Here is a 24,273-nt window from a genome sequence, read left to right on the forward strand (position 1 = left end):
GGAAAATATAATGAGAAGTGTAGAGGTGATCGATGTGAATCGAAGGATCAATAAAATCTTATTGGATATTTTGCATGGGAAAAAGCAAACGCTGCATAGTTACGCTAGTTTATTCAAAGTTTCCGAGCAAACGATACGCAATGATATTAAGGAAATCAATTTTCAATTGGAAAAAGACAACGACGCGAAAATCATTTTTGACGAAGCAGGACACCTACGAGTTTCTAAGGAGGTTGATTTAAACAAACTATTAAAAACCTATGGCTCATTTCAGGACTATCATCTATCTCAGGATGAACGGCGAACAATTCTTGCTTTGTTGTTAGTGACGAATAAAGACTTCGTGACAACTTATTATTTGTCTGAATATGTTCTGGTCAGCCGCAATACGTTGGTGAGCGATATTGAAGAATTAAAGCTGTGGTTTGAACGTAATGACCTGGTGCTTTATTCAGCAGTGGGTAAAGGTTACAAGGTAAAAGGTAATGAGCAGAAGATTCGGACAGCCATGACCAAATTGATAATTTTTAATGGTTTGTTTGACACAGATTATGATTATGCTTTCAGCAGTGAGAACAATATTTTTCAAAACCTGCTCCTAGACATTATCGATAAACAAACTCGTTACCGAGAAGTCGGGCAGTTGTTGCTGGAAGTTGAAAAACTAGAGAAAGTGGAATTATCTGACTTTTCGTATCAGGAAGTGGTTTGTTATCTACTAATTATGCTAGAGCGATTGCAATTAGGATTTCGAATTGAAGATGCTGACAGTTTACACCGATTAAGGGAAAGTTCTAAGTATAATTTTGCTAAAGCAATTATCAAAAAGCTTAGTCAACATTATCATCTGACCATTAACGATGGGGAAACGGATTATTTAGTCTCGATCCTCCGTAGCAAGAGCTACATCAAAAACAATAGTCGTAAAATTGACTCAATTGAGATTCAGATTTTGATCAATGAATTTATTTTTAATTTGACTAAGGAACTTGGAATTAAGTATTACTTGAATAGCGATTTGTTTGATCTACTGGAGAATCACCTCAAATTACTGATTTATCGCATTAAATTAAATAGCAGTGTCAAAAATGCTTTGTATGATGAAGTGTATCACTCCTACACTGATATTTTTCCTTTAGTTAAGAAGCATTTGTACAAGATTGAAGACTTTTTAGGTAAAGAAGTGACCGACGACGAGTTGTCTTTCATCGTGATGTATGTGATGGCGATTCTGGAAAATACGATTAACTCTACTTTTCAAGGACCAATTCGAATTCGACTTGTATGTAATTCTGGAAGCGGTACCGCTCAACTTATTAAAGTAAAGTTGATGTCAGCCTTTCCTCATTTGGAAATTGTTTCAGTAGATTCTTCACATACGCTACAGAAAATTCAACCAGAAAATCAGGATTTGATTGTTTCGACGGTCCCTTTGCAATTTAGCAAATCACCGGTAGTGTTGGTGCATCCAATTTTAACTGAAGATGATATTGTGACGATTCAAAAAGCCATCTATCAGATCAAGCCGCAACAATTTATCGATCAAAACTATTTGATTTCTAAAGAAGAAAAACTTATTCAAAGCTTCTTACCAGTAATAGAAAAGTACGTGGATGAAGCGAATCAGCAGGATTTCCTGCGAGATTTGGAAAAATTCTATCGCTTGAATGAGCAAATGTCGCTGGATACACAAGAGGTTGTGCGTTTGTCGTCGATTTTACGCTTGAATCATATCGTATTGGATCGGCTAGCAGAGAATTGGCAGGATGCAGTTCGCCAATCAGGTCAGATTTTGTTGAATGATCAATACATTACAGCTGAGTATATTGAAGGGATGATTCAGATTATTGAAGGCAATGATCCCTATATCGTTATTTCGCCGGGGGTAGCAATTCCTCATGCGGAGGCTTCTCAAGGGGCGCGGCGGATTGGGGCCAGCTTCCTGCGTTTGAAGGAACCGATTTGTTTTAATCATCAACTCAATGACCCGGTAAAATACGTGATTGCCTTTAGTTTGCCAGAAGGAAAATCCATCGGCACTTGTTTGTACTATTTTACTGAAATACTGGCAACGGAGGATTTTTTACAGCGGATGGATCGGTGTCAGACACCGGAGGAAATCATGATTGAACTAAAAAAAATGGAAGACAAGGTGATGGGGTTTTCTTATGAAGAGAATATTATGTGATAAGACGCAGAAGTTTTTGTATTACGCCTTTGATGAAACCGACAAAGAAGAGCTGCTGAAGAAAATGAGTGGAGTGCTGCTGGAGCATGGATATGTCAAAGAAAGTTATCAGACGGCGGTCATCGAGCGGGAGAAAAATTTCCCAACTGGCTTGCCGACAGCCGGCATCAGCGTGGCGATCCCTCATACGGATTCGGATCACGTGGAAAAGGAAGGCTTTTTGGTGGGGGTGCTGGAGCATCCAGTGACCTTCGAAATTATGGCTAGCAACGAAGAATATGTGGATGTGGAATTGGTGTTTATGCTGGCGATTAAAGAGCCGCAAAAACAATTGGTGATGCTGCAGCGGCTGATTGGCCTATGTCAGGACGAGAAGAACTTGCATTTATTGAAATCAGGCCAGCAAATGGAAGAAGTGGAAGAGTTGTTAGCAACGATTAATTAAGGGTATACGCTGAGAAAATCAGACTATTTTAAGGAGCTGAATGGAATGCTAGATATTATCAAAGCTGGGGTTAATTACATTTTGGACTTAGGAGCAGCGGCGATGCTGCCGATTATTTTGACCGTCTTCGGGATTGTGTTGGGACAAAAAGTCAGTCGTTCCTTCCGGGCAGGTTTAACCGTTGGGATTGGGTTTACTGGGCTGAATTTGGTTATCGGTTTGCTGTCGGATTCAGTGGGGCAGGCGTCAACGGCGATGATTGAGCGGTTAGGCTTGAACCTGGATATTTTGGACGTTGGTTGGCCGATTGGGGCAGCGATTACCTTTGCGACACCGATTGCGGTGCTGCTGATTCCGGTAATTTTCATTTTTAACATGGTGCTGCTGCGCTTTAATCAGACCAAAACAATGGACGTGGATATTTGGAATTATTGGCATTTGATTTTTCCAGGGGCGATGATTTATTACGCAACTGATTCAATTATCATTGCGATTGTTTGTTCATTGATCAACACCTTTGTCATTTTCAAGCTCGCCGACTGGACAGCACCGGCGGTAGAGCACTTTTACGGTCTTCCAGGAATTTCACTGCCCCATGGGGAAACGGTCAATTTTGCGCCGATCACCTATGCCCTGAATCGCATTTGGGACAAAATTCCAGGCATCAACAAAATTGACATCAATGCGGATAACCTGAAGGATAAATTAGGGATTTTCGGTGAACCGATGATGATCGGCTTGATCTTAGGTGTGGGCATGGGCTTCTTGGCTGGCTATGATTCACAAGCCATTATTCAATTAGGGATTCAAATGTCAGCGGTTATGATTTTGATGCCAAGAATGGTTGCCCTATTAATGGAAGGTTTGTCACCAATTGCGGAAGCAGCGAAGACCTTCATTCAAAAACGTTTCCCAGGAAAAGAAGTGTACATCGGGTTGGATGCAGCTGTAGTAACAGCTCACCCAGCGATCATCACTGTTGCGTTGATCATGGTACCAATCACTATTTTATTAGCAGCTATTTTGCCGTATAACCGGATGCTGCCGTTTGCCGATTTAGCAGTATTGCCATTTACCGTCATATGGTCTGTGGCCGCTTCAAAAGGAAATATTTTCCGTGGTTTGCTGAATGCGATTCTGTCGGTTTGTATCGTCTTCTTTATCGGTACCAACTTAGGGGCGTTGACTACAACGATGGCTCATGCGGTAGGCTTTGCCTTCCCAGAAGGTGCTACCATGATTTCCGGAATTGACTTGAGTTGTCATATTACTTTGTGGATTATGCTGAAGCTGATTGATCCGTCCAATGTACCAGCCTTTGCAGCCGGGGTTATCGCCCTAGTGATGTATGGGGCGCTGTGGTTCTGGACGCGCAATGATATTAAAAAACAATTTGACATTGAACCAGAAAATTCAACAGATAAAGGGGTAAAGACAAATGAATAAAAAACACGTATTAATCGCATGTGGTACTGGGGTAGCAACTTCAACGGTAGTTTGTATGAGAGTTAAGGAAGAGCTGGAAAAAAACAATATTCCAGCAACGGTGGAGCAATGCAAAGTGGCAGAACTACCATCAAAAATCGGCGGTGCTGATTTGGTAGTTACTACGACTTCTTATGAAAGCGACCAAATTCCGGTGATTCGTGCCTTATCCTTCTTAACCGGCGTGGGAATCGAAGCCGACGTACAAAAAATTGTAGAAATTTTGCAATAAGGACGTGGATGATTTGGAAATTATGCAGGGAAAAGTAGCAGTTGTGACCGGTTCAGCCAAAGGAATCGGTCGAGCAATTGCCGAGAAATTTGCGAAAGCCGGTGCTCATGCGGTGATTGTCGATTTTGATCAGGCAGCCGGAGAACAAACGGCGGCGGAGTTAAGTGAACAGTATGCCAAGGCGATCTTCGTGAAGGCGGATGTTTCTAAGCCAGAGGATTTGCAGCAGGTGCGAAAGGAAGTTTTTGCCGCCTTTGGTCGGGTAGACGTGCTGGTGGTGAATGCCGGTATCAGCTATCGTCATTCAATGGAAGAAATCAGTATCGAAGAATGGCAGCGGGTGCTGCACATCAACTTGGACGGCTCCTTTTATACCGTCAAAGCCTTTTACGATGATTTCACCGAAAACCAAGGCAAGATTATTTTTGTTACCTCCGGATCAGCCATTACCGGAACCGGCGGCGGTGCTCACTATGCTTCCTCGAAAGCTGGTCAGCACGGTTTGATGCGGACTATTTCGAAAGAATTGGGTCCAAAAGGTGTAAATGTCAATGCGATTGCACCGCGGGTGATTCAGACGGAAATTTTGGATCATTTGTATCCAGATGAAGCCAGCCGCAGTGAATTGTTGAAAAAGATCCCCATCTCTCGCATCGGTCAACCAGAAGATATTGCCAACCTAGCGCTGTTTTTAGCCAGCCCGGAAAGCGCCTATATCCATGGACAGATCATCTTAGCTGATGGTGGCAGAACCTATTAATATAGAAGAAAGAAGCGAAAAAAGATGAAGAATGTTTTAGTAGCAGCCGGTACGTCAGATAATAAACGCAACTTTGCCGTGAATTATATTCAGGATTATTTAACCCAAAAAGGCGTAGAAGCAACGGTCACAGGAAAAAGCATCTATGATGTTGAGACTCTTGATCCGAATGTTTCGGCCGTCGTGGTCATCGGTCAGCCAAAATTCACCTCGGATGTTCCGAAAATCGATGGGACACCCTTCATTACAAAATTTGGTATGGAGGCCTGCTGCGATAAATTGATCGAAGCTCTTCAATAACCTTTCCATTCAGAAATGAAGCCATTGATCCAAAGGCGGCCTGTTTTTTAACACAGCGCAGCTGGCTGGAGTCAGTGGCTTCACTGCTTTTCACAAATGTAACATTTGCCAGATGCCATTTGCAAAATAGAACATATTATAAATATGAGCTTAAGGGCTCAGATTGCGTTGACATCAGCTTCAAATCGACCTAATATAAGAGTGTAACATATGTCACGTGTTAGAACATATGGTAGGGAGAAGCAAGTTGGCGGATGTTCACAAAGTGTGAGCAGTCTGTTGGAGGGTAAGAAATGAGTTATTCAGATGATCGCAGGTTATTAATTGAGATCGCTTCAATGTATTACGAAGAAGGTGCCAAACAATCAGAGGTTGCCAAGAAATTTAACATTAGCCGTTCGTTAGTATCCAAGTATTTGTCGAAGGCTCGCAAATTAGGTCTGGTGGAAATCATTATTCATGATGATTTAGCCCATCCTTATCGCTTGCTGGAAGAGAAAATTGTTGAACAGTATGGTTTGCAGGAAGTGATCTGCATCGCTCCCACGGGAGTTGAGATGTTAGGCAAGCGAATCGGCACTGCAGCTGCGAAGTACTTGGCCAGAATTTTACAACCAGGTCAGAAGGTGGGGGTCTCTGCTGGGACGGTGGTCCACGAGGCAGCTATGAATTTCTCACCAAAGAATCAGTTGGAAAACGTGAAGTTCATTCCTTTAGTGGGAGGGCTTGGTCAAGAACACATGGCATTACAAGCCAATGTCGTTTGCGAATTGTTTGCTAAAAAAAGTGACAGCATCGCAGTAGAATTACATGCACCGATTACAGTTGATTCAGCAGCAGCTAAGCAGGTATTTATGGAACAGTCCTTTATTAAGCGAGTATTTGATGAAGGCAAGCAAGCAGATGTAGCACTAGTCGGAGTCGGAGGGGTGCCTGCTTACTCCACTATGACGAAAACCTATTTGTTAGCTGATTCAGATCAAATGAAAGTTGAACTATCTGACCGGAAAATTGCTGGCGATATTTGCTACAACTTTATTGATCAAGAGGGCAAATTAGCTGATTGCACTTGGAACGAACGGGTGTTAGCGATTGACTTAGCTGATCTAAAAAATATTCCTACCCGTATCGGTGTTTCCGGCGGCAAGGAAAAGGTGGGCGGCATTCGCGCCGCATTAAAAGCCGGATTAATTAACGTGTTAATTACCGATGAAGAAACAGCCAAAGCATTACTAGATTAGGACCACTTTGATTTTGCTGAATGCAGCAGAATTGGTGATAGATATGAATTAAGAAAAGGAGCGTAAATTATGTCAGAGACAACTAAAATGTCCGTACCAAATCGTGCAGGATTGACCGACGAAGATCTCAAAAAAGTATTTAGAACGATGTGGGAAATTCGTTACTTCGATGAAAAGGTGGATCAGCTGTTTGCCAAAGGATTAATCCATGGAACTACTCACTTAGCAGTAGGACAGGAATCCTCATCAGCTGGAAGCGGGGCCGTGTTAAGAAAAACCGACTGGATTACCGCTACTCACCGAGGCCATGGTCAAACCATTGCTAAAGGGTGCAACATTAATGAAATGATGGCAGAACTTTTCGGTCGTACAACTGGGACAAACAATGGTAAAGGCGGTTCAATGCATATCGCCGATTTAGATACAGGAAATTTAGGCGCCAACGGAATTGTCGGCGGCGGGTTCCCGATTGCAACAGGAGCAGCACTAACAGCGAAAATGAAAGGTTTGGACAATGTTGCTTTAGCTTACGCTGGAGATGGTTCTACCAATGAAGGAAGCTTCCATGAAGCAGTCAACTTAGCAGCTATCTGGGATTTGCCGGTGGTTTACTTCATTGAAAACAACCAATACGGCATGAGTGGTCCATTCAAAACCATGATGAGAGTCGATAAGCTTTCTGATCGGGCGAAGGCATACGGTATTGAAGGCGTTACCATTGATGGGAACGATTTGATCGAAGTCATCAACACGACTTACGATGCAGTGGAAAAAGCCCGCCGCGGTGAAGGACCAACCTTAATCGAAGCCATGACTTACCGTTGGAAAGGCCATTCAAAATCCGATGCCAAGAAATACCGCACCAAGGAAGAAGAAGAAGACTGGCGTAAAAACCGTGATCCAATCAAGCTGGCGAAAGAAAAATTTGTCGCTGCTGGATTGTTCACGGAAGAAGAAGCTGAAGCGATTCGCGTTGAGTCTAAACAAGCGATTGAAGACGCAGTGAAATTCGCCGAAGAAAGCCCAATGCCAGAAATCGAAAGCATGTTTGAGGATGTATATTCGGACTGACAGTCCAACTTTTCGCAGTCTGAATTGATCGAAGAGAAGTTAAATAGTTAGAACAATCTTTGCTAGAACCGTTTAGTTGGATGTTATGCGTACGACGATAAAGATAAATTTGTAAAATTTATCCCCTTTGTATGGAGTTAGCTGCCAACAATATAGCGTTAGATTTTCAGAGAAAAATGAATACCGTAGTAATAACAAGGAGGAGCAAGTTGATGAGAGAAATCACTTATTCAGAAGCAGTAAGAGAAGCAATGTCAGAAGCGATGCGGGAAAACGAAGACGTCTTCTTGATGGGAGAAGATATTGGGATATATGGCGGGGCCTTTGGGGTCAGCCGGGGAATGTATGAAGAGTTTGGGGAAGAGCGAATTCGTTCAACGCCAATTGCCGAATCAGTGATTGCCGGAGCATCAGTCGGTGCAGCCATGACCGGGATGCGTCCGATTTTTGAAATTCAGTTTTCAGACTTTATCGCGATTGCCTTGGACCAAATTGTCAACCAAGCAGCGAAAATCCGCTACATGTACGGCGGAAAAGCGAAGATTCCTTTGGTAATGCGTACACCAGGCGGATCAGGAACCGGAGCTGCGGCTCAGCATTCTCAAAGCTTGGAAAACTGGACCGCTCATATTCCAGGACTGAAAGTTATCCAGCCAGCAACGGCTTATGATGCAAAAGGCTTGCTGCATGCAGCGATTGAAGATGATAATCCCGTAATGTTCTACGAGCATAAATTGTGCTACCGGACAACTTCGGATGTTCCTGAAGGCAAGTACACGATTCCAATTGGTGTAGCTGACGTGAAGCGTGAGGGCAAAGACATTTCCATCGTAGCAACTGGGATCATGGTTCATAAAGCTTTGGAAGCTGCCGAAATTTTGGCTGAAGAAGGCATTGATGTTGAAGTGGTTGACCCACGGACCTTGGTACCGTTGGATAAAGATACGATTGTTGAATCAGTGATGAAAACTGGTAAAGCCGTAGTCGTTACCGAAGCTGTGAAGCGCAGTGGATTTAGTGCGGAGCTAGCTAGTGTGATTGCCGAAAACGAATCGTTTGATTTCTTGGACGCACCGATCATTCGTTTGGCTGGTAAAGAGATTCCAATGCCTTATCATCCTGAACTAGAACGCAGAGCCGTACCGCAAGTGGAAGATATCGTTGAAGCTTGCCGCGGATTGATGTAGGGAGGGAGAAAAATTATGGCAAATGAAGTACTAATGCCCAAATTAAGCTCCACGATGGATGTGGGAACCATCACTACTTGGTTTAAAGAAGAAGGAGATTCGGTTGAAGTAGGCGAAGCGATTTTCGAAGTTATGACGGATAAAATTGCGATTGAAGTCGAAGCCTACGACGAAGGAATTCTATTGAAGAAATACATTGGCGATGATGAAAGTGCGCCGGTTAACTCGGTAATTGCCTACATTGGTGAAGCTGGAGAAAAAGTTCCTGATGAAATGCCGGGTGCTGAAGCAGAAGCGGCTCCTGAAAAAGCCAAAGAAGCACCAAAAGCTGACGCAGCACCTGCTGCAGAAGCAACCAGCAATGTCGTAGCGAAAAACATTCGCGCTACACCTGCTGCACGCCGCATTGCCCGGGAAAAAGGCATCGATTTGCAAAAGGTTAACGGCTCAGGGCCAAAAGGCCGGATCCAAGCATTGGATGTTGCCAATTACGAAGAAAAACCAGCTGCACCAGCAGTTGCAGCCGCAACCGACGAAGGGGAATTAATCCCATGGAGCGGCATGCGCAAGGTGATTGCTGATCGCATGCTTAACAGCAAGACCACAATTCCGCACGTCACGATGAATGCAGAAGTGGATATGACGAAACTAAAAGAATTACGAGGCCAGCTGTTGCCAATGGTGGAAGAACAAACCGGCAACCGGATCTCATTCTTGGAAATCATCATCAAAGCTTCAATGGTAGCACTGAAAGCTTACCCAGAATTCAATGCCCATGCCTTAGATGAAGGCATCAAACGTTTCAAAGATGTAAACATGGGGGTAGCTGTGGCAGTTCCAGCTGGCTTAGTCGTTCCCGTGGTCCAAAATGCCAGTGCGATGGGTCTAAGCGATTTGACCAAATCGGTGAAAGAACTTACCCAAAAAGCCCGCGACGGACAATTAATGCCGCAGGAAATGAGCGGCGGCACCTTTACTGTCAGCTCACTAGGCCGCAGTAAAGTCCAAAGCTTCAATCCAATCATTAATGCACCAGAAGTAGCAATTTTAGGCGTCGGCGGAATGTACGACAAGTTAGTCTTAACTGAGTCAGGCGAAGTTAAGAATGTTTCGACATTAACACTTTCTCTATCTTTCGATCACCGAGTAGCAGATGGCGCACCAGCAGCAGCCTTCTTAAGTACTATTGTTGACATGTTGGAAAATCCAATGAGCTTGTTGTTATAAGGGGAGATGGCTATGACGAAAAAGACAGATACAGTAGTGATCGGGGCTGGACCTGGCGGCTATGTCGCAGCGATCCGGGCCGCACAGCTAGGTCAAAAAGTAACCGTTGTTGAAGCGGAGCATGTCGGCGGTGTGTGTTTAAATGTCGGCTGTATTCCTTCCAAAGCCTTAATCACAGCGGGCCATCGCTACCAAGAAGCCCAGCACTCGGATTTTCTAGGCTTAAAAACTAAAGAAGTTGAGTTAGATTTTGAGAAAACGCAAAAATGGAAAAATGAAAAAGTAGTTAAAACCTTAACTTCAGGGGTAGCTATGCTATTGAAGAAAAACGGCGTAACAACGATTGATGGTCGGGCTCGTTTTATTGGTAAAAATACCCTTGAAATTGAAACGAAAAAAGGCAATGAGAAGTTAGATTTCAAAAATGCGATTGTCGCTACTGGCAGTCGTCCGATTGAAATCCCCGGCTTTAAATTCGGCGGTCGTGTGTTAGATTCTACTGGCGGCTTGAATCTAAAAGAAATTCCCAAAAAATTTGCGATTATCGGCGGCGGGATTGTCGGCTCTGAATTAGGCGGCGCGTATGCCAACCTTGGATCAGAAGTCACCATCATTGAAGGCACACCAAGCATTTTGCCCAACTTTGAAGCTGATATCCAGCAAATGGTGACGAAAAACTTCAAAAAGAATGGCATCAACGTGTTCACTGGTGCTAAAGCCAAAAGTTCGGTGGAGAAAGGCGACAAAGTAGTCGTTGAATTCGAAGCCAAAGGCAAAACCGAAAAAATCGAAGTGGATTACGTGATGGTTACCGTTGGTCGGAAACCAAACACCGATGACTTAGGCTTAGACAAAGCGGGAGTTCAATTAAACGAACGCAACCTAGTCAAAGTCGATGAACAATACCGCACCACGCAAAAGAATATTTTTGCCATCGGCGATATTGTACCCGGCTTAGCCTTGGCTCATAAAGCCAGCTATGAAGCCAAAATTGCCGCTGAAGTGATTGCCGGCAAAAACGTTGCCAAAGATTACCGAGCAATTCCTTCAATTTGTTTTACTGACCCGGAAATCGCAACGGTAGGCTATACTTTAGCTGAAGCTAAAGAACAAGGAATCAAAGCGAAAAGTGTCAATTTCCCAATGCAAGCCAATGGTCGTGCATTATCATTGAACGCAACAGAAGGATTTGTGCGTTTAGTCTTCGAAAAAGACACCGAACTCGTTTTAGGTGCACAGATCGTTGGGGTAAATGCCAGCGACCTGATCGCAGAAGTCACTTTGGCAATCGAATCCTTCTTAACTCTAGAAGATATTGCCTTAACGATTCACGGACATCCAACCTTATCAGAAATGGTAATGGATGCTACCGAAGTAGGACTAGGTTTACCAATTCATATGTAATTTTGCGAAAAGCATGGACGAGACTGTTCATGTTTTTTGTTTGGTCTACGATTTTTAGATGAAAAAAGGGACTGCGCCGTACTTTCAAAGTAGGCGCAGTCCCTTTTTTCAGCTATTTTTGATTTAATTCCCAATCTTTTTGAATTGTAGCATCGATGCCTTTGATAACAGTTGCGATAAAGGCATTGTTTTCTAGTTCCACAATCCCGGCAACTGTTGTGCCGCCTGGCGAGCTGACGCGATCGATCAAGGTCCAAGGGTTTTCGCCGCTGGCCGCTAACATTTCGGCGCTACCTAAGATGGCTTGCGTCGCCATTTCTAACGCGATGTCTTTCGGCATACCGTTTTTCACTGCTGCCCGAGCGATGGAATCAATGAATAAGAAGGCATAAGCAGGTGAGCTGCCGGCAATGGCTGTGAAGATGGAGAAGTAATGCTCATCCAACGGCCAAGCCTTGCCAATGGCATTAAACAAAGCAATCACATTGGCCACGTCTTCTTTTGTGGCATGAGGATTTCCGCAAACTGCTGCCGCACCTTGACCAACCATGGCGTTCACATTGGGCATGACCCGCACAATCCGAATTGGCTGATCGGTTTCAAAGACTTCGTAAATGGCTTCGGTACTCGTTCCTGCCGCAATCGACACCACCAAGGGTTGGTTGGTGAGAATTTCATCTTTGGCTTCTTGCAATACCCCTTTAATCACATTTGGCTTCACCGCTAAAACCAAGGTATCCACGATTTGAATTAATTCTTGTGGGTCAGCAACAGCATGTGCACCTAATTTAGCGGCAAAAGTCTGCACCTTTTCTGTTGCAATATCATAAAGATATAAATCCTTCGCTTCACTAAACTGATTATCCACGAGCCCTTGCGCAATTGCTGAGGCCATATTTCCGGCACCGATAAATCCTATTTTCATAATTATCCCTCCAAAAAGTGTTTGATTCTAATCTTTCTGATATACTAATAGAGTTATTATAGAGTGTTTTTAGTCTGTGAAAAATAGTGTAGATAAAGAAAAAAGTGTTGGATGATAAGGTGGTGGCAAAAATCGCTTACTTTAATGAAGCTCATTATGAAGCTTTTTACCAGTTTTTAATGACTTTAGACTGCTATCTGCATGACAATGAGTCTATGGTTAAGGAAGTGACCGCTTTTGCGGCGAATCCTCAGCGAGAAATTTCGGCTTTTGTTTCTCAGGAAGCCCGAGGAAGAGTGGAGGTTCCCCGAGGTTATACGCGAATTTTGTACATCCTTGAAGGAGCTGCTAGGGTAGAAATCGACGGAGATACTGCTGATTATCAAGCAGGACATTTGTTTTTAACCAATGCTCGTACGAAAATAGCTTATGAAGAGCAGGAGCAGACTGCAGTAATCAGCTTTTATTTCAAGGACAGTTACTTCACCGATTCGCTGCTGACTCAGTTTGCTGAAGAGCAGCAGCTTTACCGTTTTTTTGTAGAGGCCATCAGTGAGGAATTTCGTCATACCAGCCGCTATATGATTTTTCATTTTGCTCAGATGACGGATGTACACGTCTATTCTTTGTTACTACTGAAACAAGTGGTGAAGATGTATTACTTCAACAACAAAGTGACCAAAGCAGCTTTTGTATTGTTAATCGTCGAGATCAGTCAAGGAGCCGACCAAGCTTTGGTGAAAAAAGATCGCTATGTAGCTAATGATCAGCTGATCGAAGAAGTTTTAGCTTATATTGATACCATGATTCGAACGATAAAGCTGGAGGAAACGGCCGAGTATTTCCATTTTCATCCCAATTATTTGTCGGCATTATTAAAAGAAAAAACAGGACAAACCTTCACTGAGATTGTGTTACATAAACGCATCCAATTAGCCAAAAAGAATCTATTGCAAACCAATCTATCTGTTCAAGAAATTGTTGAACACCTAGGTTACAAAGATAAGGCCTTTTTCTATAAAAAGTTCAAGCAAGCAGTGGGTACAACTCCTAGAGCGTACCGCATGCAATACAAGGAGGAGAAGTAGATGTATGAGGAAAATTTTCGCGAGCTGCACTTAACGGTGATTAACTTACCTGTTGAATGGGCTGAGGAAGTACCAATTTATTCAGGCTATTTAAAAGAATTACCTTTTATTATTGGAGAAGGTAATTCAAAAAAAGAGCTTTATCGCCAGCTGCTGGAGCAATACCAATCCTATCGTGACGAGCAGCAAAAGGATGAAGAGGAGGCGGAAGAAGAGACTTTGTTAAGCGCTAAAGACTTCTTCCGATACTACGATGGTGAAACACCAGATGACCTATCTTGGTTTGACTTGGAGGGGAAAGAATGACTGTCATCCAACTCTATGTTTTGGAAACACCTGTGTTAACCTTTCAAAAAGCTAGTTTGTCCTTGTTAGGTGAAACTCATACTGTGGAAGTCAACAATTCTTATCGTTCAACCGAAAGGGAAGAGCTGTTTCAGGAGTTAGAAAATGCCTGTATACAATTGATCAAAAAAGGGTACGAGCTATTAGAGAGCATTGGAGAAACTGAGGATTTTATCGACTTTATTTATATAAATTATGAGAATGGCTTGGCTTCACCAACCCTAGAGCAGTTACTACAGTTTCCTTTTACTAAGGTTAATAAACTTCTGACGAGTGTTTTTCAGGAAGTAGCAGATGTAGTGACGGATAAATTTTTCGAAGAGCTGACTAATCGTTTGGAAGAAGTAACTGACGATGAATTGGTGATGGAAGCCCATTTAGGCGAAGAAGAGCTACAGTTGGAAGTTCTTCTCCCTAAAGCATTCTCAGAAACGGTTAACTTAGAGCAGTTGATGGTGGACTATCAAGGAACTTTGGAAGAGGTTACTCGTTGGTTTTTAGAGGCACTTATGTAAAAAATGCTGGTTAAGGGAGCTTTTTATGTAGTAAGTAAAGATTTGTTTACGAGATAAAAAAAGGAGAATGTGCGTTGAATAGCATGGAAAAAATTAGTCAATTTCGTGAAGAACGGAATTGGCGGCAGTTTCACAATGAAAAGGATCTAGCTTTGTCAATTTCTTTGGAAGCAGCGGAATTATTGGAATTGTTCCAATGGAAGACTTCCGAGGAGGCACTTAAAAATCCCGAACGCTTGAAAGAAGAACTGGCCGATGTGTTAATTTATTCATATATGATGGCCGATAATTTAGGGTTTGATATCGATGGAATTATTACAGAAAAGTTAGAAAAAAATACGATCAAATACCCGGTTGAAAACAGTAAAGGTAATAAGAAAAAATATACGGAGTTGAGTCAGTAGCTAGTAATGCTATTGCTCTAACTATACTTGCTGGATTATACTAATTTTTTAATTAAATTCTAATTTGCTTTTTCGTGAAGCTAAATTTACAAAAATGTAAAAACCTGATACCCTCAAATTGTAAGGGAGTGCATAAAGGGGGAGATGGGATGGACTTTCGGGATATTCTCGGTACAAGCAATAAGCGAAGACTGCGACTAATTGAAGCGCTGTATTATCAGCGTGACGGATTGCCAAGTGATCAGCTAATGAGTGAGCTGGACTGCTCACTTCCCATATTGCTAGATGATGTAAAACTAATAAATGAACAGAGTGATCATTTTCATATTGAAAAATATAAAGGTCTTTATCGCTTATCGATGAGAGGACGAGTCAGTATTGGTAATTTGTATGCAGACACTTTAATTCATTCACAAGAATTTCAGATCATTGAACAGTTGCTGTATGAGGAATGTAACAATATTACTTCTTTAGCTGAACGGTTGTATCTAAGTGTTTCCAACACACAACGCTATTTGAAAAAAGTGAAAGTTGCGTTAGAGAAAGCGGGGATGTACTTACGCTATCGACCGTTGCGAATTGAAGGCAAGGAAAGTGTGATCCGACACTTTTATTACCGTTATTTCGTTGAGAAGCAGAATGCTTTTGACAATATTTTGCCGATGCTAAAGGATTTCCAATTTAATTCGATTGAACAATTTGTAGTTGATTTTGTTAAGAAGAATAATTTATATCGGAAGTACATCTTTCAAAAAAGGTTAATCTATACAATTTATGTCAGCTTATGGCGAATTAAAAATGGCCATATGTACCCAGCAGATGAACTGCGTAAGGAAGGATTTATTTTGCCAGATCAAGAAAGGTATGACGGATTTAATAAGACTGCTCAGGATCTTTTTCATGTACAATTGTCAACTGACGTTTTACGGGACTGTATGTGGTTAATTTATTCCGATACCATCGTTTTTAGTAGCGCTCATCGCGAAATGGCACTGGCAGATAATTTGCGCTATCAAAAATTATTTCATCAGCACTTTGAGTTAGCTGAGGACTTCAATAAGCTAGTGAGTGAAAAAATGGATCAACAGGCACTGATTAATATGACCACAGTATTAATGAATGATTACTACTTATATGACAAAGATGGAGCATTTGTGTCTATTCTACGTCGTAACCGCGATACCTTTTTAGAAATGACCGAGATTATGTATCAAAAACCAATTTTTCTTGTATCGGAAATTGTCCGAAAATTCGTAAAAAAATATGCGATGTACCGAGAATCCGATTTTGTGATGAATTATGTGTATTTACTTTTGACGGCGGAAGTGGATAGCTTACAGATGTTGGTGGAACAAGATCAGAAGATTCGCTTGCTGCTTTTGTCCGATTTGACTCCGACAGAAGAAAGTTTTTTAGCTAAACAGATTCGCCGAATTGTGCATGGGAATTTTGATATCTTCTATTTTGAAAATGTAGTAGACCGCAAGCAGGGCATGTATAAAGAGATGTTAACTTATGACGGCTTGATCACTACTGGTTCAGTAGAAGGTGTGCCGAATGATTTTCCGGTAATAGTAATGGATCCATTCGTGACACCTAAAGCTTTGGTAGTTATTCAAAATTTAGTTAATGATCTATCTTTGAAGAAAGAATTAGGACTATAAAACATTCTGTTATTCTCAGTTAATAAGACTAATAATTTATCAGCTCGGTCTTCAGATACGAGTGAAATCAAGTAAAGCCAGTGAATTTTGCTGGCTTTACTCATGTAATTCTAAGGGCAAACCATCAGGGTCAAAAAAGAATGTCATTTTTTCACCGGTGAAATCATCGGTCCGTAAAGGTTCACACGACACACCTCTTGCTTCCAAATAAGCAATGGTCTCATCGATTCTATCAGTTTTAAAGGCTAAATGACGCAACCCACTAGCTTCGGGATAACTAGGGCGCTTTGGAGGATTCTTGACGGCAAAAATCTCTAATTCAGCACCATTAGACAGCTGTAAGTCCAGTTTGTAATCTTGACGCTCTTCACGATAGTGCTCTCTTAAAATAGGAAGTTTTAGAATATCCACGTAAAATTCACGAGCTTTCTGATAATCTGATACGATAATCGCAACGTGATGGATGGTGTTAAATGATGGATGTTGCATAAATAGACCCCTTTCTGACCTAAAGCATAGCATAGATTTTGATAGAAATCTTGATAGGTGTCTACCTTAATGAAAAAAAGTATGATATACTTTAATTACAATTTCATATAGAAACATTTGGGGTGCTTAAAAGCTGAGATTATACCCATGGAACCTGAAACAGTTAGAACTGGCGCAGGGAAATGTCGTAAAAACATCAAGCGCGCCCGTCCATTTTTTGGTCGGGCTTTTTTCATCGATTGTGAGGTATCTTTTTGACAAATTGATGGGTTGTTGTAATCGTAGTATCGAGGTCTGGCTTCATCAAAGTCGCTTTGAACTACAATAAAAAAGCGATTTGCTAAACCTTTCTGAGGACTCCTTTTGCTTCTATTTTGAAAGAGGAGTCTTTTTTTATTGGTGGGAGTAAAATACAGAAAGGAAGTTGGAAGTTTGCAAAAAGATAAACTGCAAAAAATGATGTTGTTAGCAATGATGATCGCACTGGATGTGGTGCTGTCGCCACTTTTTCGTGTGGAAGGAATGGCACCAATGTCTAGTGTGATGAATGTTCTAGCCGGTGGACTGTTAGGACCACTTTATGGAACGGTGATGGCTTTGTGCTGTGGAATTATTCGAATGCTTTTATTAGGAATTCCACCGTTAGCACTGACTGGAGCAGTCTTTGGAGCATTTTTAGCAGGACTGTTATATCGAGTTACTAACAATATTTATGGATCTATGGTTGGAGAAATTATTGGAACAGGGATTATTGGTTCATTATTGTCTTATCCGGTAATGGTTCTGTTTACCGGCAGCCAACAAGGAATGTATTGGTTAATTTATACTCCCAGATTTATTGGAGCGGCCATAATTGGTTCCTTTGTTGCCTTGTTTGTTTGGAAATTGATTTATCGAGTACCCGTGTTCAGAAGATGTCAGCAATTATTTGGAGGGATCAGTAATGACTAAACTATTAGCAGCAGTAGAAGATGTATTTCCGTTATCCACGTCACCATTGGTTCAGTGTATCACGAATGAAATTACTTGCGAGTCAATGGCAAATGCTTTGTTGTATATTGATGCTAAGCCAGTAATGGCTGATGACGCCCGTGAGTTTCCGGCTTTTTTCCAACAGACGGATAGTCTATTGCTAAATCTAGGACACATATCTCCACAGCGCGAAGCAAATATATTTGAAGCTAGCCGCTTTGCTAAAAAGAACCACAAACCAACTGTAATCGATGTAGTGGGTTTGGCAGCTAGTCCTTTGCGTCAGGAAATGGCGCTGCAATTAATGAAGCAGCCACCTGAAGTAGTCAAAGGTAACATTTCAGAAATGCGGGCGCTTTGCCAATTGGAAAGTCATGGACGAGGAGTTGATGGTAGTTCGCTTGATCAGTCGGAGGAAGCATTAGTAGAATTGACAGATGCACTGAAGTCTTTGGCAGCTGAATATCCACAAACAACCTTTTTAGCAACTGGAGCTGTTGATGTGGTCGTCAACCAGACAGAGGCGTGTTTGTTAAAAAATGGTGTAGCGGAGCTGGACTGTTTTACCGGAACTGGTGATATCGTAGGGGCGATGATTGCAGCCGTATTAGGTATTGGACTGGAAACATTCCCGGCAGTCATCGCAGCGGTTAGTTACTTTAATTGTTGTGGAGAAAGAGCCAAGGAACTAGTTCCCGAGGGATTGGCTGACTTTCGTCAAGCGACTTTAAATCAGCTTTCGGTGTTGATGAAGCAGGAATGGGAAAAACAAGTAAAGGGGCAAATGGTGTGAATAAAGAACTATTAAAACTTTATTTAGTAACCGGACGTTACGACTTTAGCGAGGAACAGTTTTTAACGATCATTGACCAAGCATGTCAAAGCGGAGTAACTTTGGTCCAGCTGCGGGAAAAGGAATTATCCACCTATGATTTTTATCAGCTGGCTTTGAAGGTTAAGGAAGTCACTGGGCGCTATAATGTTCCGCTGATTATTAATGATCGTTTAGATGTTTGTCTAGCTGTCGGTGCTGAAGGGTTGCATATTGGTGACGATGAGCTTCCAGTAACGGTTGCCCGGCGTTTGTTAGGGTCAGATAGAATATTGGGCGTATCTGCGAAAACATTGGTGCGAAGTATAGAAGCCCAAGTAGACGGAGCAGATTATTTAGGAGTTGGTGCGATTTTTCCGACACAAACGAAGGATTCCGAGGTTACATCACTGGAAACACTAAGGGAGATTACGCAATCAGTGGAGCTACCAGTAGTAGCAATTGGCGGAATTAAGCTGGATAATATGTCTGCTTTGACAGATAGCGAAATTGCTGGTATATCAGTAGTAAGTGAAATAATGAAAGCTGAAAATGTCCCTCGTACAGTTGAAAGCTTACGTCGAGCAGTGGAAGCCTTATAATTTAGGAGGAAACCAAATGATTAGTTATCAAAAGGACCAAACGTTTCAAAAAGTCGATGAGAATACCGAACGTTGTGTCGTAACTCATAGCGACAAGATTATGTCAGTAGTCGTGCGTTTTAAAGAAGTTCAAGAAAGTACATCGCTGCACAGCCATCCAGAAGAACAGGTAACCTACATTGTTAAAGGGAAATTCAAGTTTTTTGAAGAGGACCAGGAATATATTGTAGGACCAGGAGACTTTTTACGCTTTGAGCCTAATGTACGTCATGGCTGTATTCCATTAGAACCAAATTCCGAATTAGTTGATACATTCACACCAATTCGTAAAGATTTTTTATAGGTTTTTCGTAAGTGAAAAGCTATTTGCCGATGAAGGAGACTTCATCGGCTTTTTGTTTCATAAGCGTGAAATATGGGTTTCTAACTAAGCTAGCGTATAATAAAGGGAAAAGTTCGAGAAACAAAAGGAGCAATTCCATGATTGAACAATCAACTATTACAACCGGTGATAAAACAAGATCTTGGCTGTCTATCACTGCACCAACAAATGACGAAATCCTTCGCTATGTTGAAGAATTTGAATTGCCTAAGGATGTGTTCACCCTTCACCCGTTCACTGAAGAGGTCTCTCGGATTGAAATCCTTGAGTCGGAAAAACTAGGGAAATGTGTCAGTTTGGTGCTGATTAGCTATCAGGTAGAACAAGATGTTTCTAATTCGGTGGAAGGGGCTTTGTTACCAATCTCCTTTATCTTTGCTGAGGAACAAGTGATTACTGTTGCGAATGAAACCTATGAATTACTCAAAATTCAACGAATGGTTGAAGAATGCGGAGGGGAAGTCGACCAATTCATCATTCAGTATATTTTACGCACATACCACAATTTTTTGTTGGCATTGAATAAGCAAAAACAAATGATTGATGAAGTCAACGAAGCTGCTAAGACTAGTACCGAAAAGGATAACCTAATTTTGTTGCGAGACATTGAAAAAAATCTGGTTTATTTAGAGCATACACTAGATGATCAGAAGCAAACCACCGATTTAATTTTAGCAGATGAAAGAATCATCAACCGGATTTCTAAGGAAACGTTGAATGATGTAAGAATTAGCTGTCGCCGGGTAGAAAAGTTGGTTCATTTGTATCGCGGATTAGTCGATTCTACTAGCGGCATGGTGTCTGCTTTGATGGATAATACCTTAAACCATTTAATGAAATATTTGGATTCAGCTGCCTTAATTATTTCTATTCCTACATTGATTTTCAGCTTGTGGGGAATAAATACGGGTGGTTTATTATGGAAGGATTCTATCTTAGGGTCACTGGCAGTTGTTTTATTGGCATTAATTGTGACGATTATCGGTATTATTTTACTTCGACGAAAAGATTACATGGGATAACTAAGGATGGCAAAAGGATATCCTTGAGTTAGTTATTCTCCAAACCGGTAGTCCCACTTTATGGTAAGATGAAAGTGAAAGAAAAGAGTTGGGAGGAAACAGCTATGATAGGAGCCGCTGCAAGTTCATTCATCGCTTTTTTAGCAATTCTCGTTCTAGTACGAGGCAAGAATATTCAATCAGCAGATGTTTCGTTTTCTCAAAAAGTGGTTGCTAAGCGTAGGAACGAACTGACGAAACTGTTTCTCTTCTTTACTAAGTTGGGAAAAGCTATACCGACACTGCTCATCTGTTTACTACTTGTCCTTTTCCCTCAAACGCGCATAACAATTGCTTTGAATGTAGGAGTCAATGTTATGGTAACTACGGGGCTTACCTACATTATCAAGCGTATATTCAAGCGGGAGAGACCACGGGATAATCGTTTGGTAGAAGAAACAGATCACAGCTTTCCAAGCGGTCATTCTTCGACAGCTGCAACGCTTTATATTGGTATATCTCTAAATGCACTTTTATTTATGGAAGCATCTTGGTGGGTCATGATCCCTGCTATTCTTCTTAGCTTTTTAGTTGGCTTTAGTCGTGTTTACTTAGGTATTCACTATTTTACTGATGTGTTAGGCGGCTGGTTTCTAGGACTAACAGTTGCTTTTTTAGTCCCACTTTTGATGAATTAAACAGCCCCTGCGAGTATAAGTTCGCAGGGGTTTACTTATTTTCCTAGTTGATAAGCACGGATTCTCTCAGATTCTGGTACCATTTTTCCGCCAGTGCCCCAAACAATATGGGTTCCTTTACGAAGCTGGGGATTTTCATGGCTCCAAGTCCGGTTCACGTCGGAAAAAGCCGCAAAGCCAGCTGTAGATGAAGGCTCTACAAAAATATCTTCCTGATCTTTTAACAAGCACAGATAGTGGTATAAGCGATGATCAGCTACAGTAGTCTCACCGTATAAGAAGGGTTCAACTACTTCACCTACGAGTCGAGAAGGTCGACCGACTGCCAAGCCATCTGCTGCTGTTTTTCCATCTAAACCAATATCAGAAACAGCAATTTTGTCGTTTAGTTGCGTATACATTCCTAGCAACATACAGGGTGCATGGGTTGGCTCTACAAATATAAGCTTGACTGCTTCATTAAATAGTTGATGTAAACCAAATGCTACCCCGCCTGGACTGCCACCGACACCACAAGGAAGATAAACAACTAAAGGCTCCTCTGTGGAAACAACAATTCCTCGGTCAATTAACTGCTGCTTCAAGCGTAAGGCGGCGACGCTGTACCCCAAGAAAAGATCCCGTGATGCTTCGTCATCAACAAAATGACAGTTGGGATTTGTATCGGAGGTCTTTCTTCCAGCTGCGACTGCTTCACTGAAATCACCAGGATGCTCGATAACCGAAACGCCGCGTTTTCTTAGCAAGTCCTTTTTCCACTGCTTGGCATCTTTCGACATATGTACAGTCGTTTGAAAGCCTAACTTTGCACCCATAATTCCGATACTTAAACCCAAGTTTCCAGTAGAACCTACTGCAATCTCATAGAAAGCGAACAATTCTTGAAAGGCCTGATCAGTTAATTTTTCATAGTTGTCGGTCAACTTCAACGTACCGGAGTCTAGAGCAATAGTTTCTGCTAATTTCAATACTTCATAAATGCCACCGCGGGCTTTGATCGATCCAGAGATTGGCAGGTGGCTGTCACATTTCAAGTAAAGTTTCCCACCAAAGTCAAGCTCATCAGAATCTTTTAAGGCTGTCAGCATCTTAGGGACTTGCTTTAATTCCGATTCGATAATCCCATTTGTTGCTTGTGTTTCTGGAAAGACCTTTGCAATATAAGGCGCAAAGCGCTCCAAACGGGCTGCAGCATCTTCTACATCCGCCAAAGTAAATGCTGCGGGTTTTTCTATACCAAAATTGGGATTTCTCCATTGAACTTCCTGGTAGTTTTGTAAGTCAGTTAAGAAATCATCTATTTGAATCATAAAGTACTCCTTAGTTTTTATTCAAATATACCATGTTTGCTTAGGAGTTATGACTGCTTATTTTCTTCCACGATTCAGAGCGGCTGCTAGCTTCTTATTTTCGTAGTTAGAATAGAAGTAAAAACCGACGATATGCCCCAGCAAAGTAACCAGCAAAATCAGTAAAAAGAAGGGCCGGATCTGTACGAACATTTCCCAAGAAAAAAGATAAAGAATACCGAAACCGCCAAGAGTGTTGGCCACTGTGCTAAGAGTAATATTGACCTGAGCTTTAAAGGTGGAATAGTTCCATAAATAAGGATAGATGACACCGAAAATTAGTCCGAACAAACAGCCCATCCCCAGTAACCGCCAGATAAAAGAAAAAGGGATTGTAGCCTGATGGGCAAACAGGGTGATCAAAAGGGCGATCCACAAAGTAGTACTAAAGGCTGCCTGCATAAAATTGTTCTTCAATTGTTTAATCATGTTAAGTACTCCTTAATTAGTTTAGCGTAATGACGACTGACAATATAGGTTTGTTGGCTTTTCGTGAACACTTCCAGCCGAGCGTGCTGACCTGAAGCAAAGGCTGTGACCTGGTTCATATTTAAAATAGTTGAATTATTAATCCGGAAAAAATTGGAGGATTCCAAATAAGTCAGCTCCTTCAGTTTTTGCGACAGCCAAAGCTCGCTTCCGGTCAACAGACGAATTTTACTTATGTGTCCCATAGATTCAATTGCTTCGATTTCCGGTAAAGTCACCAAAACGGTTCGCTGATTGGAGGGCTTGATCGCCTTTAATGTTGGCGGCTGAATCCATGATTCCGCCCAAGCGGTCACTTGTTCTTTGTTGCTGGGGTGACTGATAATATCAATTTGGTCTTTTTCTTTCTGACTGTTCCAAATGGTGTTAAGTTTCATAGGCGCCTCCTTTATGGATTAAGCATAGCAGGAATGTTTATTCAACAATACTACTATTTGTTTTGTTGCAAAAAAAGCCGTTTTTGTTGCAAAAAATCTGTGCTATCATAAAAGTGAGAAAGGGTGTGAGCAGGGGTGTATAAAAAGCTTAATAATTATTTGGATAGGAGACCGGGGCTTCATTTGTTAATCATATTTGCCATATTCGCTGCCGGTGATATCTATGTGAATATCTCGAGACAACGACCTATTTGGTATGACCTGCAAGGCACAATTTTTTTAGGGCTTTATTTTTTACTGGCGTATGGCCTCTACTCCGCAAAACTGAAGACGCGAACACAAGCTGTTGTTGGTTTTGGTATCATGTTCAGTTACTTAATAATTAGCAGCTGGTTTGATAAAAGTATGGTGAATTACACATCAATAATTGTTGCGGCGGGTGTTGCCCTAATTTGTACCTTCTTTCTGATGGTGATTATTTGGAGCTTAGAAAGAAACGCTGAACGTTCAAAATAAACGATTCAAACGAGATTTAGCCAAAGCTAAGTCTCTTTTTTATTGTCTTACGAAAAAAGAGCACTGGAGTGCAAGCGAAGGTCACTATTTTTCCGTATGATAGAAG

General features: G+C 41.7%; 28 protein-coding genes and 1 riboswitch. Of the genes, 23 read left to right on the top strand and 5 right to left on the bottom strand.

From position 1 onward, the window contains the following. Nucleotides 1–10 precede the first annotated feature (10 nt). The 11 genes from IGI42_RS09725 to lpdA all read left to right on the top strand — a co-directional run bounded on the left by IGI42_RS09725 (nt 11) and on the right by lpdA (nt 11,540). The gene (locus IGI42_RS09725) at nt 11–2,188 is read left to right on the top strand and encodes a BglG family transcription antiterminator (protein WP_438715647.1); all 2,178 of its coding nucleotides are present in this window, start codon (nt 11–13) and stop codon (nt 2,186–2,188) included. Next, the gene (locus tag IGI42_RS09730) at nt 2,169–2,633 is read left to right on the top strand and encodes a PTS sugar transporter subunit IIA (protein WP_438715648.1); all 465 of its coding nucleotides are present in this window, start codon (nt 2,169–2,171) and stop codon (nt 2,631–2,633) included. Before IGI42_RS09725 ends, IGI42_RS09730 begins: the two co-directional genes overlap by 20 nt. Before the next feature lie 45 nt (nt 2,634–2,678). After that, nucleotides 2,679–4,079, top strand: a complete 1,401-nt coding sequence (locus IGI42_RS09735; protein ID WP_438715649.1) for a PTS galactitol transporter subunit IIC — start codon at nt 2,679–2,681, stop codon at nt 4,077–4,079. Continuing rightward, entirely contained in the window at nt 4,072–4,350 is a 279-nt protein-coding gene (locus tag IGI42_RS09740; RefSeq protein ID WP_438715650.1) for a PTS sugar transporter subunit IIB, read from the top strand. Before IGI42_RS09735 ends, IGI42_RS09740 begins: the two co-directional genes overlap by 8 nt. A gap of 22 nt (nt 4,351–4,372) precedes the next feature. Next, nucleotides 4,373–5,110, top strand: coding sequence for an SDR family NAD(P)-dependent oxidoreductase (locus IGI42_RS09745; protein WP_438717032.1), 738 nt, complete (start codon nt 4,373–4,375; stop codon nt 5,108–5,110). A gap of 24 nt (nt 5,111–5,134) precedes the next feature. Further along, nucleotides 5,135–5,410 carry a hypothetical protein gene (locus tag IGI42_RS09750; protein ID WP_438715651.1) on the top strand — a complete coding sequence of 92 codons (276 nt, stop codon included), beginning with the start codon at nt 5,135–5,137 and terminating at the stop codon, nt 5,408–5,410. A gap of 293 nt (nt 5,411–5,703) precedes the next feature. Further along, complete coding sequence (locus IGI42_RS09755; RefSeq protein WP_438715652.1) at nt 5,704–6,651, top strand: sugar-binding transcriptional regulator; 948 nt, start codon at nt 5,704–5,706, stop codon at nt 6,649–6,651. A gap of 69 nt (nt 6,652–6,720) precedes the next feature. Then, nucleotides 6,721–7,722 (top strand): thiamine pyrophosphate-dependent dehydrogenase E1 component subunit alpha, encoded by a 1,002-nt coding sequence (locus tag IGI42_RS09760; RefSeq protein ID WP_207671603.1) that lies wholly within the window; start codon nt 6,721–6,723, stop codon nt 7,720–7,722. Nucleotides 7,723–7,934: 212 nt separating this feature from the next. Beyond that, nucleotides 7,935–8,909: an alpha-ketoacid dehydrogenase subunit beta gene (locus IGI42_RS09765; protein WP_438715653.1), complete on the top strand. Its 975-nt coding sequence runs from the start codon at nt 7,935–7,937 to the stop codon at nt 8,907–8,909. 15 nt (nt 8,910–8,924) lie between these two features. Further along, complete coding sequence (locus IGI42_RS09770) at nt 8,925–10,136, top strand: dihydrolipoamide acetyltransferase family protein (RefSeq protein WP_438715654.1); 1,212 nt, start codon at nt 8,925–8,927, stop codon at nt 10,134–10,136. Nucleotides 10,137–10,148: 12 nt separating this feature from the next. Then, nucleotides 10,149–11,540: a dihydrolipoyl dehydrogenase gene (gene lpdA / locus IGI42_RS09775; protein ID WP_438715655.1), complete on the top strand. Its 1,392-nt coding sequence runs from the start codon at nt 10,149–10,151 to the stop codon at nt 11,538–11,540. Between the two features lie 112 nt (nt 11,541–11,652). Here the strand turns inward: lpdA and proC are convergent, their stop codons facing one another. Then, entirely contained in the window at nt 11,653–12,465 is an 813-nt protein-coding gene (proC, locus tag IGI42_RS09780; RefSeq protein WP_438715656.1) for a pyrroline-5-carboxylate reductase, read from the bottom strand. 179 nt (nt 12,466–12,644) lie between these two features. Here proC and IGI42_RS09785 point away from each other — a divergent pair, with 179 nt between their 5' ends. From IGI42_RS09785 to IGI42_RS09805, 5 genes are all read left to right on the top strand, one after another. Beyond that, nucleotides 12,645–13,553, top strand: a complete 909-nt coding sequence (locus tag IGI42_RS09785; protein ID WP_438717033.1) for a helix-turn-helix transcriptional regulator — start codon at nt 12,645–12,647, stop codon at nt 13,551–13,553. Next, a complete protein-coding gene (locus IGI42_RS09790) occupies nt 13,554–13,859 on the top strand; it encodes a hypothetical protein (protein WP_438715658.1) in 306 nt (101 codons plus the stop codon). Then, on the top strand, nt 13,856–14,413 hold the full coding sequence (locus IGI42_RS09795) for a hypothetical protein (RefSeq protein ID WP_438715659.1): 558 nt from the start codon (nt 13,856–13,858) through the stop codon (nt 14,411–14,413). The genes IGI42_RS09790 and IGI42_RS09795 overlap by 4 nt, the downstream gene beginning before the upstream one ends. A gap of 74 nt (nt 14,414–14,487) precedes the next feature. Further along, nucleotides 14,488–14,817: a nucleotide pyrophosphohydrolase gene (locus tag IGI42_RS09800; RefSeq protein WP_438715660.1), complete on the top strand. Its 330-nt coding sequence runs from the start codon at nt 14,488–14,490 to the stop codon at nt 14,815–14,817. Nucleotides 14,818–14,966: 149 nt separating this feature from the next. Next, nucleotides 14,967–16,481: a helix-turn-helix domain-containing protein gene (locus tag IGI42_RS09805; RefSeq protein WP_438715661.1), complete on the top strand. Its 1,515-nt coding sequence runs from the start codon at nt 14,967–14,969 to the stop codon at nt 16,479–16,481. A 96-nt stretch (nt 16,482–16,577) separates the two neighbouring features. Here IGI42_RS09805 and gloA2 read toward each other — a convergent pair whose 3' ends face one another. Continuing rightward, the gene (gene gloA2, locus IGI42_RS09810) at nt 16,578–16,970 is read right to left on the bottom strand and encodes an SMU1112c/YaeR family gloxylase I-like metalloprotein (RefSeq protein ID WP_438715662.1); all 393 of its coding nucleotides are present in this window, start codon (nt 16,968–16,970) and stop codon (nt 16,578–16,580) included. A gap of 108 nt (nt 16,971–17,078) precedes the next feature. Then, nucleotides 17,079–17,168, top strand: a riboswitch (TPP riboswitch). A 234-nt stretch (nt 17,169–17,402) separates the two neighbouring features. On the opposite strand from gloA2, the gene thiW reads away from it, so the two are divergent. The 6 genes from thiW (at nt 17,403) to IGI42_RS09840 (ending at nt 21,436) form a co-directional block, all read left to right on the top strand. Next, a complete protein-coding gene (gene thiW / locus IGI42_RS09815) occupies nt 17,403–17,921 on the top strand; it encodes an energy coupling factor transporter S component ThiW (RefSeq protein ID WP_438715663.1) in 519 nt (172 codons plus the stop codon). Further along, a complete protein-coding gene (locus IGI42_RS09820; RefSeq protein WP_438715664.1) occupies nt 17,914–18,735 on the top strand; it encodes a hydroxyethylthiazole kinase in 822 nt (273 codons plus the stop codon). The genes thiW and IGI42_RS09820 overlap by 8 nt, the downstream gene beginning before the upstream one ends. Continuing rightward, a complete protein-coding gene (gene thiE / locus IGI42_RS09825) occupies nt 18,702–19,355 on the top strand; it encodes a thiamine phosphate synthase (protein ID WP_438715665.1) in 654 nt (217 codons plus the stop codon). The genes IGI42_RS09820 and thiE overlap by 34 nt, the downstream gene beginning before the upstream one ends. Before the next feature lie 16 nt (nt 19,356–19,371). Beyond that, nucleotides 19,372–19,698, top strand: a complete 327-nt coding sequence (locus IGI42_RS09830; RefSeq protein WP_438715666.1) for a cupin domain-containing protein — start codon at nt 19,372–19,374, stop codon at nt 19,696–19,698. Nucleotides 19,699–19,835: 137 nt separating this feature from the next. Further along, nucleotides 19,836–20,759, top strand: coding sequence for a magnesium transporter CorA family protein (locus IGI42_RS09835; protein WP_438715667.1), 924 nt, complete (start codon nt 19,836–19,838; stop codon nt 20,757–20,759). A 104-nt stretch (nt 20,760–20,863) separates the two neighbouring features. Further along, entirely contained in the window at nt 20,864–21,436 is a 573-nt protein-coding gene (locus tag IGI42_RS09840) for a phosphatase PAP2 family protein (RefSeq protein ID WP_438715668.1), read from the top strand. A 35-nt stretch (nt 21,437–21,471) separates the two neighbouring features. On the opposite strand, the gene IGI42_RS09845 is transcribed toward IGI42_RS09840, so the two are convergent. Genes IGI42_RS09845 through IGI42_RS09855 form a run of 3 tightly spaced genes read right to left on the bottom strand, consistent with a single transcriptional unit; the run spans nt 21,472 to nt 23,651 of the window. Continuing rightward, nucleotides 21,472–22,746 (bottom strand): D-serine ammonia-lyase, encoded by a 1,275-nt coding sequence (locus tag IGI42_RS09845; RefSeq protein WP_438715669.1) that lies wholly within the window; start codon nt 22,744–22,746, stop codon nt 21,472–21,474. Between the two features lie 57 nt (nt 22,747–22,803). Beyond that, the gene (locus tag IGI42_RS09850) at nt 22,804–23,214 is read right to left on the bottom strand and encodes a hypothetical protein (protein WP_438715670.1); all 411 of its coding nucleotides are present in this window, start codon (nt 23,212–23,214) and stop codon (nt 22,804–22,806) included. Further along, on the bottom strand, nt 23,211–23,651 hold the full coding sequence (locus IGI42_RS09855; protein WP_438715671.1) for a LytTR family DNA-binding domain-containing protein: 441 nt from the start codon (nt 23,649–23,651) through the stop codon (nt 23,211–23,213). The genes IGI42_RS09850 and IGI42_RS09855 overlap by 4 nt, the downstream gene beginning before the upstream one ends. 225 nt (nt 23,652–23,876) lie before the next feature. On the opposite strand from IGI42_RS09855, the gene IGI42_RS09860 reads away from it, so the two are divergent. Then, entirely contained in the window at nt 23,877–24,167 is a 291-nt protein-coding gene (locus tag IGI42_RS09860; protein WP_438715672.1) for a hypothetical protein, read from the top strand. The last annotated feature ends 106 nt before the right edge of the window (nt 24,168–24,273 follow it).

Origin of the sequence: Enterococcus sp. AZ109, assembly GCF_051714625.1 — a bacterium.
In the GTDB taxonomy this organism is placed as follows: domain Bacteria; phylum Bacillota; class Bacilli; order Lactobacillales; family Enterococcaceae; genus Enterococcus_A.